This window comes from Chryseobacterium echinoideorum (assembly GCF_007474535.1).
GTDB lineage: Bacteria > Bacteroidota > Bacteroidia > Flavobacteriales > Weeksellaceae > Chryseobacterium > Chryseobacterium echinoideorum.
In genome coordinates this window covers 177,998-193,521 of the sequence record NZ_VKNW01000002.1, presented here as the reverse complement: position 1 = coordinate 193,521, position 15,524 = coordinate 177,998, and the positions used below count along the sequence as shown (strand labels likewise).

The window sequence follows — 15,524 nt, the reverse complement described above, 5'->3', positions numbered from 1 at the left end:
AACATTTCTTTATGTCTAAAATCTCTTAGTATTCAAAATTAATTTTTGAACTTTGCCCATTTGTCTCTGATCAAAATTAAGTCAATGAAAAAGTATTTTTCCGTATTTATTTTCATGTTTTTTATTTGTGCTGTAAATGCTCAGAATGCATTTGCTCAAAAGCTTTCTGATGCTGCTGTAAGCTTAACAAAAGATAAAGTAACTTACGATCCTGCCTATTATTCAATCAAATATCCTAATGGGGATGTCGCTGCAAACAAAGGCGTTTGTACAGATGTCGTCATCCGTGCCTACAGAAAGTTGGGAATAGATCTTCAGAAAGAATTACATGAAGATATGAAGAAAAATTTTTCTAAATACCCTAAAAAATATGGTCTGAAAAAACCAGATACCAATATTGATCACAGAAGAGTGCCCAACCTGCAGGTTTTCTTTGCTAAATTTGGCAAATCTAAGCCTATTGAGAGGAATCCCACATTGTATGTTCCCGGAGATATTGTAACATGGCTTCTTCCGGGAAATTTAACGCATATCGGAATTGTGATCAACAAAAAATCTGCAGACGGAAAAAGATATTTAATTGTTCATAATATTGGTGGCGGACAAGTGATTGAAGATTGCTTGTTCAATTTTACTGTTACAGGACATTATCAATATCAGAAATAAATGATATGAAAAACTTGATCTACTTTGTGTTTTTATTGATGGGCGGCTTTTCAGTGGCACAGAAAGGCGAAATTAAAATCATCAGTAAACCCATCAGTTATAACGAGGAGAGAGTAAGACTGAGCCTTGAATATCTGAAGGATCATCATGGTTTAATACAAAAAACTCCCGTGATCAATCCTAAAATGATTGTTTTGCATTACACTGCAGGCGGAACCGTTGAAAGCAACTATAAATATTTCAACAAAACTCATCTTGAAAACTCCAGAAATACTTTAAAAAAGCAAAGTACACTAAATGTTACATCACAATTTATCATAGACAGAGACGGAACGATTTATCAGCTGATGGAACCGAATATGTTTGCGAGACACACAATAGGCTTAAACTACTGCGCCATCGGAGTTGAAAATATAGGAAGCAAAAAGCAGCCTCTTACGGAGAAACAAGTTACTGCAAACGCACAGTTGGTAAGATATTTAGCTCAAAAATATAAAATAGAATACCTCATCGGACACTCGGAATATGGTGTTTTCAGAAATTCTAAATTTTGGAAAGAATCTGACGCAAAATACTTCACAGGAAAAGAAGACCCGGGAAAAGATTTCATGACCAAAGTCAGAGAGAAGGTTTCTGATTTAAAATTAAAAGATAAACCATAATTAATACCAAAAAACTTTACGCTCTTTGCTGATGTAACACCTTTGCGAACGAAAAATATTCTCAATAATTTAAAAGAAAATCTTTGCGGACTTTGCATTAAAATCTTTTAGAATAAACAAAACAATGAACATTTTATTTACCAAAAAAATTGATCCAAAATACATTTCCGACAAGTTAGGAAATGATATTTCGGCAGATTATATAGAGGTAATAAAAACGAAATCACTTCCCGTGAAAAGTTTTGATTTAAAAGATCGATCTTTAATTTTCACAAGCTTAAACGGTGTAAAGGCATTTTTTGAAAATAAGTTTCAGCCAAACGAAGATTTCACAGCCAAAAACTACAATAAAATCTACTGTGTAGGAGAAAAAACGAAAAAAGAACTCCGCAAAAACGGTTTCGGTACCTTCAAAGTTTTGAAAAATGCAGAAACTTTATCTAAGTTTATTACTGAAAACTGTGCGCACGAAAAATTCATTCATTTTTGCGGAAATTTAGCTTTAGATGTTTTAGACAGAGAGCTTCCGCTGCAGAATATTGAGTATAAAAAAGTCACAGTTTATGAAACAGAAGAACTTTACCCTGTAATAAATGAGAAATATCACGCAATAGTTTTTTTTAGCCCAAGCGGAGTTCGTAGTTTTGCAAAAAATAACTCTTTAGAAGCTGCCACTCTTTTTTCGATTGGAGAAACTACCTCTAAGGAATTAAAAAAACATACAAAATCTGAGATTTTCACAAGCAAACAAAATACTTTGTTAAATCTGTTATCAATTATCAGAAGCAATTTAAAAAAGATTTAGCCTAAAAACACTTAGTGAAAACCAACAACCATCAATTATATATGATTAAAAACGACCTATACTTAAAAGCACTTCGTGGAGAAACCGTAGAAAGACCACCGGTTTGGATGATGAGACAGGCAGGAAGATATTTGCCGGAATTTATCGCACTCCGTGATCAGTACGACTTTTTCACAAGATGTCAGACCCCGGAATTGGCTTCGGAAATAACTGTACAGCCGATCAGAAGGTTTCCTTTAGATGCAGCGATTTTATTTTCTGATATTCTGGTCGTTCCACAGGCGATGGGAATTGATTTTAAAATGAAAGAATCTGTTGGTCCGTGGCTGGATAACCCGATCAGAACCATGGAAGATGTACAGAATGTTGCTGTTCCCGATGTGAATGAAACTTTAGGATACGTTTTTGATGCAATAGAACTTACTTTACAGAAATTAGACAACGAGATTCCTCTGATTGGTTTTGCCGGCTCTCCTTGGACCATTCTTTGCTATTGTGTGGAAGGAAAAGGAAGCAAAGCGTTTGATATTGCAAAATCTTTCTGTTTCCAACAACCGGAAGCGGCACATTTACTGCTTCAGAAAATTACCGATACCACCATTGCTTATTTAAAGAGAAAGGTAGAAAAAGGTGTATCTGCCGTTCAGGTTTTTGATTCCTGGGGCGGAATGCTTTCTCCTATTGATTATCAGGAATTTTCATGGCAATATATTAACCAGATTGTAGATGCTTTAAGTCCGCTGACGCACGTTGTCGTTTTCGGAAAAGGATGCTGGTTTGCATTGGAAGATATGACAAATTCTAATGCTTCCGCATTGGGCGTAGACTGGACAGTAAGTCCGGAAACAGCAAGAAAGCTTACCAATAATTCAATTACCTTACAGGGAAATTTTGATCCTGCAAGATTACATTCGAGTCCCGAAACTATTAAAAAAATGGTTACCGAAATGATTAATCGCTTTGGAAAAGACCGATACATTGCTAATCTGGGACACGGAATTTTACCCAATATTCCGGTAGAAAATGCGGAAGCTTTTATCAGAGCAGTTGTGGAATGGAAACCAAGTAATTAACATTTATACTTACTAAAATAGCTTTAAATAAATATCCCTATCATTTTCATGAAAGGGATTTTTATTTCCTGTGCATAATATTTATCTGCACCGGAATTACATATCGATTTGATTAAGCAAGAATTTATTTTCTGGAAATTTTATATAATTTTCCACTGTCGGTAATACCGTAAAGATTTCCGTCCATAGCACTCAAAACATCACGAAATCTTTCTTTTTGATCTAATAAAAGGCGTTCTTCACCTACAACTTTATTATTTTTCAGAACAATTCTGTTAATATGCTGTCCGCTGAGACAGGCAATGAAAAGGTTGTTTTTCCATTCTTCAATATTTCCGTTGTAAAAAGTGACTCCACTTGGAGAAACTACAGGATCCCAATAGTAAACAGGCTGTTCTGTTCCTTCTTTTTGGGTTGTTCCGTTATTGATCTTGTCGCCGTTATATTCAATACCATAAGTTACATCACCCCATCCGTAATTTTTTCCGGGTTGAATCAAATTAATTTCATCACCGCCTCTCGGTCCCATTTCAATATCCCAAAGCTGACCTTTCTCATCTAAAGCAAGACCTTGCGGACTACGGATTCCGAAAGCATAGATTTCCGGCTTATAGCCCTCTTTCCCAATGAATGGATTTCCGGGAGCAGGTTTTCCATCTTTCGTTATTTTTAAAATTTTTCCTAAATAATTATCTGTTTTCTGGGCATATACTCTTGTCACCTTATCAGATCTTTCTCCGGTGCTCACAAAAAGGTTTCCGTCTTTATCAAAAACAAGCCGGCTACCGTAATGCTTATCTCCATCATAAGAAGGAGTAGCACGGAAAATCACTTTTACATCAGAAATATTCTTCATATCTGCAGAAAGTTTTCCTTTTGCAACAGACGTTAAGTTTCCCTCACCGTAAGGTTCAGAAAAAACGAAGAATATCATGTTATTCGTTTTAAAGTCAGGATCAAGAGCTACATCAAGCATTCCACCCTGCCCTTTGGAATCTACTTCAGGAAAGCCTTCAATTTTTGAAACTTGTTTTCCGTCAGCAGAAACAACATTCATAAAGCCTGATTTCTCGGTAATTAAAAAACGTCCGTCAGGAAGATTGATGATTCCCCAAGGTTTTCCCAAAGACGTATTCAAAACTTCTACATTATATGGAGTTGAGGTTTTTACGGGAGTAATTCTGGTCTGTCCTTCGAAAGCAGGTTGGTAGTTGGTGTTGGGTTTTTCTTCTTTTGCAGATGGCTCACTTGGTTTTCCTTTTCCCTGACACGATACAATGGTTGTGGCAGATGCCATCAAAATAGGTAAGAGTAGTTTTTTCATAATAATATTTAAGATTCGTTTTTTTGATAAGTGGAAAAATAATGCCATAAAATTTGCACAATAAAAACTAATCTCTACATTTGTAGAATAAATTTAAAAATTGTAGAACATGAAAGAAATAAAACTGACCAATTCCGAAAAAATTCTGATGGATTTTCTTTGGGAAAAAGAAAAAGCTTTTATGAAAGATATCCTGGAATCTTATCCTGATCCGAAACCCGCTGCAACCACCGTTGCAACACTTCTCAAAAGAATGCAGAACAAAAATCTTGTAGGATTTAAAGTTTATGGAAATTCGCGCGAATACTTCCCGAAAGTAGCAAAAACCGAATATTTCAAGGAAGAAATGACTTCTATGATTGACCGTTTTTTCAACAGCTCTGTAACACAGTTTGCCTCATTCTTTACTTCTAATTCAAAACTGACACAAACACAGCTGAAAGAACTCCGTGATATTATTGATAAAGAAATAAAAGACTAATCATGGAAACGATTCTTATAAAAACAATTCTCTGTTCTGGGCTTTTACTAGGTATTTATTATTTATTCCTGTCGAAAGAAAGAACATTCATTTTCAACAGATATTATTTGATTGTTGCTTTAGTTTTTTCGTTAATCATTCCATTTTTTACCATAGAAACTCAACAGGTTCAGGAACAGATCCCAAAAACTGTTTTTACAGAAGAAGCTGAAAAACCAATTTTACAAACTCCGATTATATCTCAAGAAGAAAACTTTGATTATGGAGATTTCTTATTGATTGTCAATTGCATAGTAACAGGTATTTTACTTTTAAAATTTGGATATTCATTTTTTAAAATCAAAAGATTGAAGGGAAGAAAGACCACCTATCAAAATAGAAAAATTATTCTTCTTGAAAATGACTTAGCTCCTTTTAGCTTTTGGAATACAATATATCTCTCCGAAAATTATTTTAAGGATTCCAGAATTGATGATTCTATTTTTCTTCATGAGGAAATTCATATTAAACAGAAACATTCAGCCGATATTCTTTTTATAGAAATTGTAAAAGCTGTTTTCTGGTTTAATCCTTTCATTTATTTCTATAAAAAAGCAATTATCAACAATCATGAATTTATCGCTGATGAAGCTGTAATTGCAGAAAATAAAAATGTAAAAATCTATCAGGAGCTCATTTTACAGGAAATCCTGAAACAGCAAAATTTACAATTAATACACCAATTTAATTTTAATAACACTAAAAAAAGATTTATTATGATGACAAAAAAGAATTCAAAATTTGCAACAGCCAAAAAATGTCTGGCATTACCAGTATTTATCGTACTTACATTCGCTTTTGCCGAAAAAGTATATGCGAATGATAATACTGGAATTGATGATTCAAAAATAATATTAAATGCAAAAAAACAGTCATATGATCATTCTGAAGCTTATGACCAACCTAGAAATGTTGATGCAAAAAAAGATATCAGTATTAAGTTTAAAGAAAGTGATACAGGTGAATTTTTATTACAAACAAAAAAAGACACAATAAAACCCCGACAAGAAGCAAATGCGAAAACTGAGGAAAATATTATTACAAACAGTGAGTCTTCCATTCCTCCGCCTCCACCCCCGTCAGCAAAATTTATACAGGCAGAATTTCCGGGCGGAGTATCAAACATAAGAAAAAAAGCAATAGAAATATTTGATGCCTCTTATATCAAAAATGACCAAGAAACTCTAAAATCTACCGTCTATATAACCATTGATGAAAAAGGGAAAGTAGAAAAAATAATTGGAAAAGGTACCCATGAAGATTTTAATAAGGAAGCAGAAAGATCAGTCAGATTAGCATTAGGAGAAACATTGTGGAAGCCCGCAACCGATGATGGAAAACCTGTGAGAACTGCATTTAGTCTACCGATGGCTTTACATTTTGAAAATCCTAAAAAAGCACAATAATTATATTGAGGAGTCCGATTCGAACTCTTTTTTATTTCCTAAATTTGTTGTATGAAATTCAATCTTCAATCAGAATACAAACCAACCGGAGATCAGCCTACCGCTATTGAAAAACTGACAAAAGGGGTCGAAATCGGTGAAAAATATCAGACTTTACTTGGGGTAACAGGTTCGGGAAAAACTTTTACTATTGCTAATGTAGTGAATAATGTACAGAAACCGACTTTGGTTTTGGCACACAATAAGACTTTGGCCGCCCAGCTTTTTATGGAGTTCAAAGAATTTTTCCCTGAAAACGCAGTAGAGTATTTCGTGAGTTATTACGACTATTATCAGCCTGAAGCCTATATTGCAAGTTCGGGAACTTATATAGAAAAAGATCTCAGCATCAACGAAGAGGTTGAAAAATTAAGACTTTCAGCCACTGCAAGTTTGCTTTCAGGAAGAAGAGATGTACTGATTGTAGCCTCAGTTTCATGTATTTACGGTATCGGAAATCCGTCAGAATTTCATAAATCTTTGATTTCACTGGCTATTGGTGAAAAAACCACAAGAACATCCCTACTCCACTCTTTAGTTAATGCGCTATATTCCAGAACCTTAGGAGACTTCCAAAGAGGTACATTCAGGGTAAAAGGCGATGTAGTAGATGTTTTTCCGGCATATGCGGATAACGGAGTAAGAATTCAGTTTTTTGGTGACGAAATAGAAAAAATCCAAAGTTTTGATCCGGTTTCAGGAAATGTAACGTCCAATTTTGAACAGATTCAGATTTATCCTGCCAATCTTTTTGTGACCTCAAAAGAAACATTAAACGGAGCGATAAGAAACATACAGGACGATCTGGTAAAACAAGTTGATTTTTTCGGTTCTATCGAAAAACCGCTTGAAGCAAAAAGACTTCAGGAACGTACCGAGCTTGATCTTGAAATGATTAAAGAACTGGGTTATTGCTCAGGAATTGAAAATTATTCCCGATATCTGGACGGAAGAATTCCCGGATCACGACCATTCTGCCTTTTAGATTATTTCCCTAAAGATTTTCTAATGGTAATAGATGAAAGCCACGTTACCGTTCCGCAGGTTCATGCTATGTATGGCGGCGACAGAAGCCGTAAAGAAGCTTTAGTAGAGTACGGATTTCGTCTTCCGGCTGCAATGGATAACCGGCCTTTGAAATTTGAAGAATTTGAAGCGATTCAAAATCAGGTTATTTACGTCTCGGCAACTCCTGCAGATTATGAGCTTGAAAAAACCGGAGGGGAATACATTGAACAGATTATTCGTCCTACCGGACTTTTAGATCCTATTATTGAAATTCGTCCGACTGTCAATCAGATTGATGATTTAATGGAAGAAATCCGGAAACGTGCAGAGATTGACGAACGTGTTCTTGTGACTACTTTAACCAAAAAAATGGCAGAAGAACTCACCAAATATTTCACAAAATTCGGAATCAGAACAAGATATATTCACTCTGACGTAGAAACTCTTGAGCGTATTCAGATTATGCAGGATCTTCGTTTAGGATTGTTTGATGTTTTAATTGGAGTAAACTTATTGAGAGAAGGCTTAGATTTACCCGAAGTTTCATTGGTTGCCATTTTAGATGCAGATAAGGAAGGAATGCTCAGAAGTCGAAGATCTATGATTCAGACTGTAGGACGTGCAGCGAGAAATGTGAACGGAAGAGCCATCATGTACGCTGATAAAATTACGAAATCTATGCAGAATACCCTGGATGAAACAGAATATCGCCGGGCTAAACAAATAGCATACAACGAGGAACATGGCAAAGTTCCGACTGCATTAAATAAAAAGATATCCGAAAATCTGGTAGGAAGAAGCAAGGATTTCCCTGATGAAAGATATACCCAGAAAGAAATTGTGCAGAAAGTTGCAGAAACTAAAGCCAATTATTCATCTGAAGATGTAGAGAAAATTATCACTCAGAAGCAGAAAGAAATGGAAGCTGCCGCTAAAAATTTAGATTTTATAAAAGCTGCCAAATTGCGTGATGAGATTGCTGCTTTGAAAGGATAATATTGCTTCGATATTTTTTTTGGATTAAAAAACGGTGTTTTACCCCTTTTTTGTAAGGAAGCATATAACTAACTTTGTTACACAACCTTATAAAATAGTAAAACATGAAAACTAAATTTTTGTTCAGAAATTCAGGTTCAATTTTGAGTCTGATTGTACTTGCTTTTATTGCAGTCATTACCGTAAGATGTACTCCCCCTCCGCCGGAAGAACCCGTAAGTGACAGCTACAAAAAGAAGCTGATTACCTATGAAGAAAGCAGAGTTTTGTTTGACGAATACTCCAGAACCAACAACCAGATTCTTGCCCAATCCAGAAACGGAAATCCCGATTCCCGTTGGTACTGGTTTTCTCTGGAAGATATGGAAGGCTACATCAAATACGTAAAAGAAAATGCTAAAAAACAAAATCTGAAAGATCCCGGAATAAGAATTTATTTGGGAAAATATCCGGAAAATCATCCTGCAGGTAAAATGGCAAAACCTGAGTACGCAGGTTACCAAACCGTTTTTCTAATGCCGACTGCAAAAGCGGAAAAAGAAAACAACAAAGCCCTTAAAAGAGTACAAACGATGGACGAAAATGAAGACATTCAGTCTATTCAGCCATTGAACATGACCAATCTTGCGCCGCCACCCAACTCTTTGACCAATTCCATGAACTAAAAAGTAAGCAAATGAATTGGGATGTAGAAATCAGCAAAAAAGTATCAATGATCATTCTGGTGATCGTTCTGATGATGATTTTCTGGAATTACAAAAAAATCCAGAAAGTAAACGTATATTTTTTTTCCGGATTTATATTGCTTGCTGTCATAGATCTTTTTTGCTATTTCTATTTTAGAGCAACAAAAAAACCAACCGATACCTTTTATATCTTAGGCGTTTTCGGTGCTTTTTTTCTTTATTTATTATATTATTACCGCCTATTTTATATTCCTGTTCTCAAAAAGATACAACTATTATTTCTGATGATTTTCTGGATAAATATTGGGGTAATGATTTATTTTAATCCGGATTTTTTCAAGCATTTTTCCTTCAGCATTTTTTATGTTAATATTCTTTTGCTCACTTTTTCGGTGATCCTGTTTTTATATCAAACCTTCAATTCTGATAAAATATTCAGGATAAAAAACTATCTGCCATTCTGGATTTCCGTTGCCTGTCTCATTTTTTATATCGGAATCATTCCCATATTTTTCTTTCGTACTACAGTTTCTATGAACATTTATTTTTTTATTCTATTTTTATTAAATCTTATCAATAACGCTATTATCATTTTGGGTCTGATTCTGAATAAACCGGAAAAAATATAAATAATCAAATCATCGTATGGAACAGAATAATCTGGTTATCATTTTTACCATTACCTTGCTAATCGTAGTTCTGACGATGATTTTCGTTTATGTAATATTTCTTAAAAAAAAAACCACCTTGCTGATTCAGCAAAAAGAGAAAGACATGCGTTTTGAAAAAGAATTGACGACTTCTCAGATTGAAATTAAAGAACAGACACTCAATTACATCGGTCAGGAACTTCATGATGATCTGGGACAAAAACTTTCGGTAGTGAGGCTAAGACAGAACCAGCTCATCAGCAAAATAAATACTTCGGAGAAAGAAGAACTTACAGAGTTGAGCGAATTGCTGGGCGAGTGCATTCAGGACATTAGAAATTTATCAAAAACATTGATTACGGAGCAGGTTATCCATTTCGGATTGATGGAATCTCTGGAACGCGAGGTTCTAAAAATCAGAAAACTGAGACTTTTGGACATAGAAATCATTTCGCAAAAGCACGACATTGATATTTCTCCGAAGCACGGCTTGATTCTTTTCAGAATCATTCAGGAAAGTATTAACAATATTTTGAAACATTCAAACGCTAAAAACGTAGAAATTCTTATTGATGAAACACCGGAAAATCTTTTCGTTACTATATCAGATAACGGAAAAGGGTTTGATACCACCACAGAAAATGACGGATCAGGACTAAAAAACATGCAGCTACGTGCAAAAATAATTTATGCAGATTTTTCCATTACTTCCCAATTAGAAAAAGGAACGCAGACAACTATCATTTATCACAAAAACTAATTACACCCTAAAAAGCTACCTATGAAAACAATCCCCATTGCTATTGTAGACGATCATACCCTGATGTCTAAAGCATTAGAAAATATGATTGTGGAAAATCCCAATTACCGCGTTGTGATGAATAAGCCAAACGGTGAAGATTTTATTGAAGCATTGCAAAAAACAGAAGAATTTCCTGCTGTTGTGTTGATGGATATTAATATGCCTTTTAAAAACGGGATTGAAACCACCGAATGGCTCTCTACAAATCATCCGGAAATCAAAGTCATTGCTCTGACTATGGAAGATGATGAAAAAATCCTGATCAAAATGCTGAAAGCAGGAGCCAAAGGGTATTTGCTGAAAGATATGCAGCCTTCTATTTTATTTCAGGCAATTGATACGGTGTACGAAAAAGGCAGTTTTTATACTGATTTTGTTGCTCAAAAATTATTAAAAGTGAAAACCGAAGACCTCAAAACCGAATCTTTACTTTCAGAACTGAGAGGAAGAGAACTCGAATTTATTAAGTGGGCATGCAGCGAACTTACTTATAAAGAAATTGCCGACAAAATGTTTGTAAGCCCGAAAACAATTGACGGTTACAGAGATTCTGTTTTCATTAAATTAGAAATAAAAAACAGAGTAGGTCTTGTACTTTTTGCAATGAAACATCACCTGTGCTGAAACAATTTAATTAAAAATCCAAATAATCATTGTTTCCCGGAAGATTGCTGATTTTGTGAATCGGATAGATGAACATGTCATCAAAGTCATTCAACGCATTAATCAACTGAAAATGAGAAAACTCCTTAATATTCTGAAGGGTAATTTCCATCTCTTTGATTTTCTTTTTTTTCAGAAGATTCTGTCTTTGTACACCGTTTAAAAGATAAGTAGCCGGTGTAAACCATTCTTTACCTTTCTGAAAAAGAATATTAGAAAAAGAAGTATCTGTAATATGATTATTCTTTACAATAATAATTTCTTCAGCTTTAGATTTCATCTTCATTTTTTCCAGTTCTTTCCGGTCTTCAAATTTGAATGAATAATCGTAAGTATTATTTTCAACCAACTGAAAACTATGAATTTCCGGAATAGCATAAGGAATCATCATTGTACGAAAATGTTTGTCTAAATCATAAGTGATTTTTAATTTATACAAACCATCTTCATCGTGATTGAGGTCTTTAAAAATTTTCTCAAGATCAATAGAGCCTTCCTTTCCGAAATGGGCAAAGGTCTGATTTACACGTTTCTGATGGAACTCAAGAAGGAAAGCTTCCTGATCTTCTACTTTGATACTTTCAATGAATTGGAACATATATTTTATTTTTCATCTCCTGATACTCATCTTCCAGTTTGCTCATGTGGGTAATTCCGCCACCGCTTTTGAAGTAAAGAGCATCATTTTCTTTTTCAATAAATCTTATCATCACGCAGCTGTCGAGATTTTTACCGTCGAACCAGCCGCAGATTCCTGTATAAAATCCTCTATCATAGCCTTCTGCCTCGAGAATTATTTCCAGTGTTTTGGGTTTTGGTGCGCCTAGAATAGAACCAGCCGGAAGAAGTTTTTGCATCATACTTCCGATTTTCTCTTTATATTCAGGCTTAATTTTTCCTGAAATTTCAGAACTCATCGCATACAAATCTTTCTGATGGGTTTTTAAAAAATCAATATACTGAAATTTATCCACCTTTACATCATCTGCGACTCTGCTGAGATCATTTCTTAAAAGATCAACCACTGTGTAATGCTCTGCTTTTTCTTTCTTATCATTTTTCAGCACGTCTGCAGCATTTTCTACAGAAGCATCAATAGTGCCCTTCATAGGATAGGTAAAAATTTCTCCGTTGATCACCTTCACAAATGTTTCAGGAGAAAAAAATACGAAAAATTCCGGATATAACACTTTATATTTAGCTTTGGAATGATAAAAAATCTCTTCCAGGCTAAGATTTGTTTTAATTTTGGTTTTTCTGGTGTAATTGGTAAGGTAGGAATTGCCTAAGCGGATGTTTTTCTGAACATAATCAAAACCTTTTCTGAAACTTTCAAGCGTTTCCGGATAAGAATGCAACTTGGGGTTTTTAGTTAACTCATGTTGTCCGGAAACATTAGAAAAGATCTGAAAATCAACCAACAAACCTCTTTCTTTTAATTCATTTTCTTTCAATATTTCAATATTGTCTACTAAAAAATCAATCATAAAGAAAAAAGGAACCTTCTGCTGCGAAAGTTCGTCCATTTCCAAAAATTTTTGAGTATTTACAGAAAACATTCCGCAAAAATAGTTATTGATGTTTACTTTTGCATAAAAAATTTCAATGCAGGAGAATTATCCATCAAAACCGGGAATAGATTTTATAGTAAAGCAGGCTTTTTTTTACTGGAATAAGACGCTGATCTATCAGCTGATGTTTTCCATTATTTATTTTTCAATATTTTTCACCTCTCTGTTTTTCTTCGCCACAAAATTCGGAATATGGGAGCAGAATCAAGCACTGATTGAAGCCTATAAAACAAGTACAGAAGCTTATTTGGAGAAAGCTCAGGTTCTTTCGCAAACTGAAAGTTCAAGGTTGTTTATGTACTCTGTCTTAGGAACGGTCATTTTTCTTTATCCTTTAAATTTAGGCTTTTTCCAGATTTACAGAAAAATGGATATGAAAGAAGAGATCAGCCTTTCGGATCTGTTTGTCGGGTACAATGGTCTTAATTTTTTCAGATATGCTTCCTATTTTCTGTTTTGGATCATACCTTACTCTCAGCTTTTGGGAACAATCATTTTTCCAATATTCTGGATTGCAGTTACTTTATTCATCGCTCCGCTGATGTTTTTCCAGAACAAGACCATTTTTGAAGGACTTTCGTTAAGTTTCAAAGCGATGAAAAATTACTTCCTTGAAATTTTTGTTTGTATTCTGATTGCTTTCATTTTCAAATACATCGGATTTGGGCTGTTTTTTGTGGGCGCACTTTTTACTTTTCCTTTTTGGAATGCAATGATTTATTCTCTCTACAAGATTATTTTTTCAGAAAAAGCAGAAAATCCTTAATCTTTCATGGTTTAATGACTCAAAAAAATTAAATTTGAGTAATCATAAAAATATTAAACTATGTCAGAATTTAACGAATTTGATGAGCAGGGTTCGGTTCCTGCAAAAGAAACCGGCTCTATCATCTCTCATGCTTTCGAAATGTATAAGGGGGTATTTTTGTACGTCTTCTTATACATGATTATTTATATCATTGGCGACAGCATTATCCAATCTTTAACAGGATTCACGGTATGGCAGGATTTCGATTATGAAAATTTCGGTGAATTTTCTTCTAATTCTCCGATTTGGCAAAGACCTGAATCCCGGGTTTACTACTCTTTTTCGGGACTTTGGAGTATTCTGCTTGCACCGCTTACGGTAGGTTTAATCTACATAACTAATAAATTTAACACAAAAATTCCAATTCAGTTTTCTGATCTTTTTATTGGTTATCGCCAAAATCTTGGCAATATATTGCTTTACGGACTTATCACTTTTATCATTTATTTAGTATCCTTATCGCTTTGTGGGCTTCCTTTTCTTTTTGTATATCCTTTATTTTTAATGGGATATCCTATTTTATTATTTGAAAATGCCACTGCAATGGATGCTCTCAACAAAACATTTAATATTGCTAAGGAGAATTACGCTGTTTTTTTACTCACGGCATTACTGGGAGGAATAATCAGTCTTTCAGGAATACTTTTATGCTGTGTTGGTATAATTTTTAGTTTACCATTCATCAACATAGTAATGTATTCCACTTACTGTGCATTTTTAGGAAAACCAAGACAAATAATCAATCGCTAAATGTTACATAAAGAAAATCAAATTAGCAGTATCAAAATAAAACAGGTATCTCTTCTTGCAATTATTTTGATTTTAGCAGCTCTTATCTGCTTTAATCTCGCTTTATTTATTCCCTCTGTTTTGGGAGCAATTACTATTTATGTAGTGTGCAGGAAATACAACTTTTATCTTCAGGAAGAACGAAAATGGAAACCTTGGGCGTCTTCTCTGGCATTGATGTTCGCAAGTTTGATTATCATTATTCTTCCAATTTATTTCATTGCTGATTTACTGATCGAAAAGCTGGGAAACGCACAGGCGTACATGGAAAAGTTCAATATTTTTATTGATAAGATTCATGATTTTGTTTATTCTAAAACAAATTTTGATATCCTGAGCAAAGAAAACATGACAAAGCTGAAAGATTTTGCCGGAAAATATTCTACCTCAGCACTTAGCGGAACACTCAATACTTTGACTGTTGTAATGTCTATGTATTTCATCCTCTACTTTATGTTTGAGAGACCAAGATTATTTGAACGCATTCTGGCTTCTGCCGCTCCTTTAAAAAGATCAAACGTCTCCATGATTGGAGAGAAGATGAGAAAACTGATCATGGCAAATGCCATCGGAATTCCCGTCGTTGCATTGGGTCAGGGAATTGTTGCATTGATCGGTTACTTTATTTTTGGCGCACCAAGCCCGATATTACTTTTTGCTTTAACCGCTGCTGCTTCCATGATTCCTATTGTAGGAGCCGCCATTATATATGTTCCGATCTGTATTTTTATGATTGCAGAAGGAAATACAGGCGCAGGATTGGGTTTGGGAGCTTACTGTATGGTTGTAGTAGGTCTTACTGATAATGTTCTTCGCTTTACGCTTCTAAAAAAACTGGAAGATATTCACCCGCTCAACACCGTTTTTGGAATTATCATGGGAATGAAGCTCTTTGGATTTATGGGATTGGTTTTCGGTCCTATTCTGGTGTCATTTACTTTGCTCCTGATCCAAGTATACAGAAATGAGTTTTCAGATGATGAAACGCCTGAGCTTCAGCTTCCTGACAAAGATGATGAATTAGAAGAAAAAATAGATTTAATGGTATAAAAATGG

17 protein-coding genes are annotated in these 15,524 nt (G+C 34.6%); 14 read left to right on the top strand and 3 right to left on the bottom strand.

From position 1 onward, the window contains the following. Nucleotides 1-84: 84 nt before the first annotated feature. The 4 genes from FOL89_RS03280 (at nucleotide 85) to hemE (ending at nucleotide 3,206) form a co-directional block, all read left to right on the top strand. Nucleotides 85-666, top strand: coding sequence for a DUF1287 domain-containing protein (locus tag FOL89_RS03280; RefSeq protein ID WP_144281420.1), 582 nt, complete (start codon nucleotides 85-87; stop codon nucleotides 664-666). A gap of 5 nt (nucleotides 667-671) precedes the next feature. Continuing rightward, nucleotides 672-1,328, top strand: coding sequence for a peptidoglycan recognition protein family protein (locus FOL89_RS03275; protein WP_144281419.1), 657 nt, complete (start codon nucleotides 672-674; stop codon nucleotides 1,326-1,328). 124 nt (nucleotides 1,329-1,452) lie between these two features. After that, nucleotides 1,453-2,133 carry a uroporphyrinogen-III synthase gene (locus FOL89_RS03270; protein ID WP_144281418.1) on the top strand — a complete coding sequence of 227 codons (681 nt, stop codon included), beginning with the start codon at nucleotides 1,453-1,455 and terminating at the stop codon, nucleotides 2,131-2,133. 41 nt (nucleotides 2,134-2,174) lie between these two features. Further along, nucleotides 2,175-3,206, top strand: a complete 1,032-nt coding sequence (hemE, locus tag FOL89_RS03265; RefSeq protein ID WP_144281417.1) for a uroporphyrinogen decarboxylase — start codon at nucleotides 2,175-2,177, stop codon at nucleotides 3,204-3,206. Nucleotides 3,207-3,330: 124 nt separating this feature from the next. On the opposite strand, the gene FOL89_RS03260 is transcribed toward hemE, so the two are convergent. After that, nucleotides 3,331-4,530 carry a PQQ-dependent sugar dehydrogenase gene (locus FOL89_RS03260; RefSeq protein WP_144281416.1) on the bottom strand — a complete coding sequence of 400 codons (1,200 nt, stop codon included), beginning with the start codon at nucleotides 4,528-4,530 and terminating at the stop codon, nucleotides 3,331-3,333. 109 nt (nucleotides 4,531-4,639) lie between these two features. On the opposite strand from FOL89_RS03260, the gene FOL89_RS03255 reads away from it, so the two are divergent. From FOL89_RS03255 to FOL89_RS03225, 7 genes are all read left to right on the top strand, one after another. Then, the gene (locus tag FOL89_RS03255) at nucleotides 4,640-5,011 is read left to right on the top strand and encodes a BlaI/MecI/CopY family transcriptional regulator (protein ID WP_144281415.1); all 372 of its coding nucleotides are present in this window, start codon (nucleotides 4,640-4,642) and stop codon (nucleotides 5,009-5,011) included. Between the two features lie 2 nt (nucleotides 5,012-5,013). Beyond that, on the top strand, nucleotides 5,014-6,456 hold the full coding sequence (locus FOL89_RS03250) for a M56 family metallopeptidase (protein WP_144281414.1): 1,443 nt from the start codon (nucleotides 5,014-5,016) through the stop codon (nucleotides 6,454-6,456). A 51-nt stretch (nucleotides 6,457-6,507) separates the two neighbouring features. Continuing rightward, a complete protein-coding gene (gene uvrB, locus FOL89_RS03245; protein WP_144281413.1) occupies nucleotides 6,508-8,499 on the top strand; it encodes an excinuclease ABC subunit UvrB in 1,992 nt (663 codons plus the stop codon). Between the two features lie 104 nt (nucleotides 8,500-8,603). Further along, on the top strand, nucleotides 8,604-9,164 hold the full coding sequence (locus FOL89_RS03240) for a hypothetical protein (RefSeq protein WP_144281412.1): 561 nt from the start codon (nucleotides 8,604-8,606) through the stop codon (nucleotides 9,162-9,164). 11 nt (nucleotides 9,165-9,175) lie between these two features. Beyond that, nucleotides 9,176-9,814 carry a hypothetical protein gene (locus FOL89_RS03235; RefSeq protein WP_144281411.1) on the top strand — a complete coding sequence of 213 codons (639 nt, stop codon included), beginning with the start codon at nucleotides 9,176-9,178 and terminating at the stop codon, nucleotides 9,812-9,814. A 16-nt stretch (nucleotides 9,815-9,830) separates the two neighbouring features. Further along, complete coding sequence (locus FOL89_RS03230) at nucleotides 9,831-10,595, top strand: sensor histidine kinase (protein ID WP_144281410.1); 765 nt, start codon at nucleotides 9,831-9,833, stop codon at nucleotides 10,593-10,595. A gap of 21 nt (nucleotides 10,596-10,616) precedes the next feature. Next, nucleotides 10,617-11,261 (top strand): response regulator transcription factor, encoded by a 645-nt coding sequence (locus FOL89_RS03225; protein ID WP_144281409.1) that lies wholly within the window; start codon nucleotides 10,617-10,619, stop codon nucleotides 11,259-11,261. Nucleotides 11,262-11,271: 10 nt separating this feature from the next. Here the strand turns inward: FOL89_RS03225 and FOL89_RS03220 are convergent, their stop codons facing one another. Beyond that, nucleotides 11,272-11,898, bottom strand: coding sequence for an aminotransferase class IV (locus FOL89_RS03220; protein ID WP_144281408.1), 627 nt, complete (start codon nucleotides 11,896-11,898; stop codon nucleotides 11,272-11,274). After that, complete coding sequence (locus FOL89_RS03215) at nucleotides 11,882-12,859, bottom strand: aminodeoxychorismate synthase component I (protein ID WP_144281407.1); 978 nt, start codon at nucleotides 12,857-12,859, stop codon at nucleotides 11,882-11,884. The genes FOL89_RS03220 and FOL89_RS03215 overlap by 17 nt, the downstream gene beginning before the upstream one ends. Nucleotides 12,860-12,905: 46 nt before the next feature. On the opposite strand from FOL89_RS03215, the gene FOL89_RS03210 reads away from it, so the two are divergent. The 3 genes from FOL89_RS03210 to FOL89_RS03200 are packed head-to-tail and all read left to right on the top strand — an operon-like array spanning nucleotide 12,906 to nucleotide 15,518. Then, the gene (locus FOL89_RS03210) at nucleotides 12,906-13,637 is read left to right on the top strand and encodes a hypothetical protein (RefSeq protein ID WP_144281406.1); all 732 of its coding nucleotides are present in this window, start codon (nucleotides 12,906-12,908) and stop codon (nucleotides 13,635-13,637) included. 60 nt (nucleotides 13,638-13,697) lie between these two features. Next, nucleotides 13,698-14,429 (top strand): beta-carotene 15,15'-monooxygenase, encoded by a 732-nt coding sequence (locus tag FOL89_RS03205; RefSeq protein WP_144281405.1) that lies wholly within the window; start codon nucleotides 13,698-13,700, stop codon nucleotides 14,427-14,429. Beyond that, nucleotides 14,430-15,518 carry an AI-2E family transporter gene (locus FOL89_RS03200; protein ID WP_144281404.1) on the top strand — a complete coding sequence of 363 codons (1,089 nt, stop codon included), beginning with the start codon at nucleotides 14,430-14,432 and terminating at the stop codon, nucleotides 15,516-15,518. It begins immediately after the preceding gene. Nucleotides 15,519-15,524: the final 6 nt, after the last annotated feature.

Coding starts and splice junctions, on each gene's coding strand:
- FOL89_RS03240 (WP_144281412.1), top strand. CDS start 8,604: ATGAAAACTAAATTTTTGTTCAGAAATTCAGGTTCAATTTTGAGTCTG.
- uvrB (WP_144281413.1), top strand. CDS start 6,508: ATGAAATTCAATCTTCAATCAGAATACAAACCAACCGGAGATCAGCCT.
- FOL89_RS03255 (WP_144281415.1), top strand. CDS start 4,640: ATGAAAGAAATAAAACTGACCAATTCCGAAAAAATTCTGATGGATTTT.
- FOL89_RS03260 (WP_144281416.1), bottom strand. CDS start 4,530: ATGAAAAAACTACTCTTACCTATTTTGATGGCATCTGCCACAACCATT.
- FOL89_RS03235 (WP_144281411.1), top strand. CDS start 9,176: ATGAATTGGGATGTAGAAATCAGCAAAAAAGTATCAATGATCATTCTG.
- FOL89_RS03270 (WP_144281418.1), top strand. CDS start 1,453: ATGAACATTTTATTTACCAAAAAAATTGATCCAAAATACATTTCCGAC.
- FOL89_RS03275 (WP_144281419.1), top strand. CDS start 672: ATGAAAAACTTGATCTACTTTGTGTTTTTATTGATGGGCGGCTTTTCA.
- FOL89_RS03220 (WP_144281408.1), bottom strand. CDS start 11,898: ATGTTCCAATTCATTGAAAGTATCAAAGTAGAAGATCAGGAAGCTTTC.
- FOL89_RS03225 (WP_144281409.1), top strand. CDS start 10,617: ATGAAAACAATCCCCATTGCTATTGTAGACGATCATACCCTGATGTCT.
- FOL89_RS03230 (WP_144281410.1), top strand. CDS start 9,831: ATGGAACAGAATAATCTGGTTATCATTTTTACCATTACCTTGCTAATC.
- FOL89_RS03200 (WP_144281404.1), top strand. CDS start 14,430: ATGTTACATAAAGAAAATCAAATTAGCAGTATCAAAATAAAACAGGTA.
- FOL89_RS03280 (WP_144281420.1), top strand. CDS start 85: ATGAAAAAGTATTTTTCCGTATTTATTTTCATGTTTTTTATTTGTGCT.
- FOL89_RS03205 (WP_144281405.1), top strand. CDS start 13,698: ATGTCAGAATTTAACGAATTTGATGAGCAGGGTTCGGTTCCTGCAAAA.
- hemE (WP_144281417.1), top strand. CDS start 2,175: ATGATTAAAAACGACCTATACTTAAAAGCACTTCGTGGAGAAACCGTA.
- FOL89_RS03215 (WP_144281407.1), bottom strand. CDS start 12,859: ATGTTTTCTGTAAATACTCAAAAATTTTTGGAAATGGACGAACTTTCG.
- FOL89_RS03210 (WP_144281406.1), top strand. CDS start 12,906: ATGCAGGAGAATTATCCATCAAAACCGGGAATAGATTTTATAGTAAAG.
- FOL89_RS03250 (WP_144281414.1), top strand. CDS start 5,014: ATGGAAACGATTCTTATAAAAACAATTCTCTGTTCTGGGCTTTTACTA.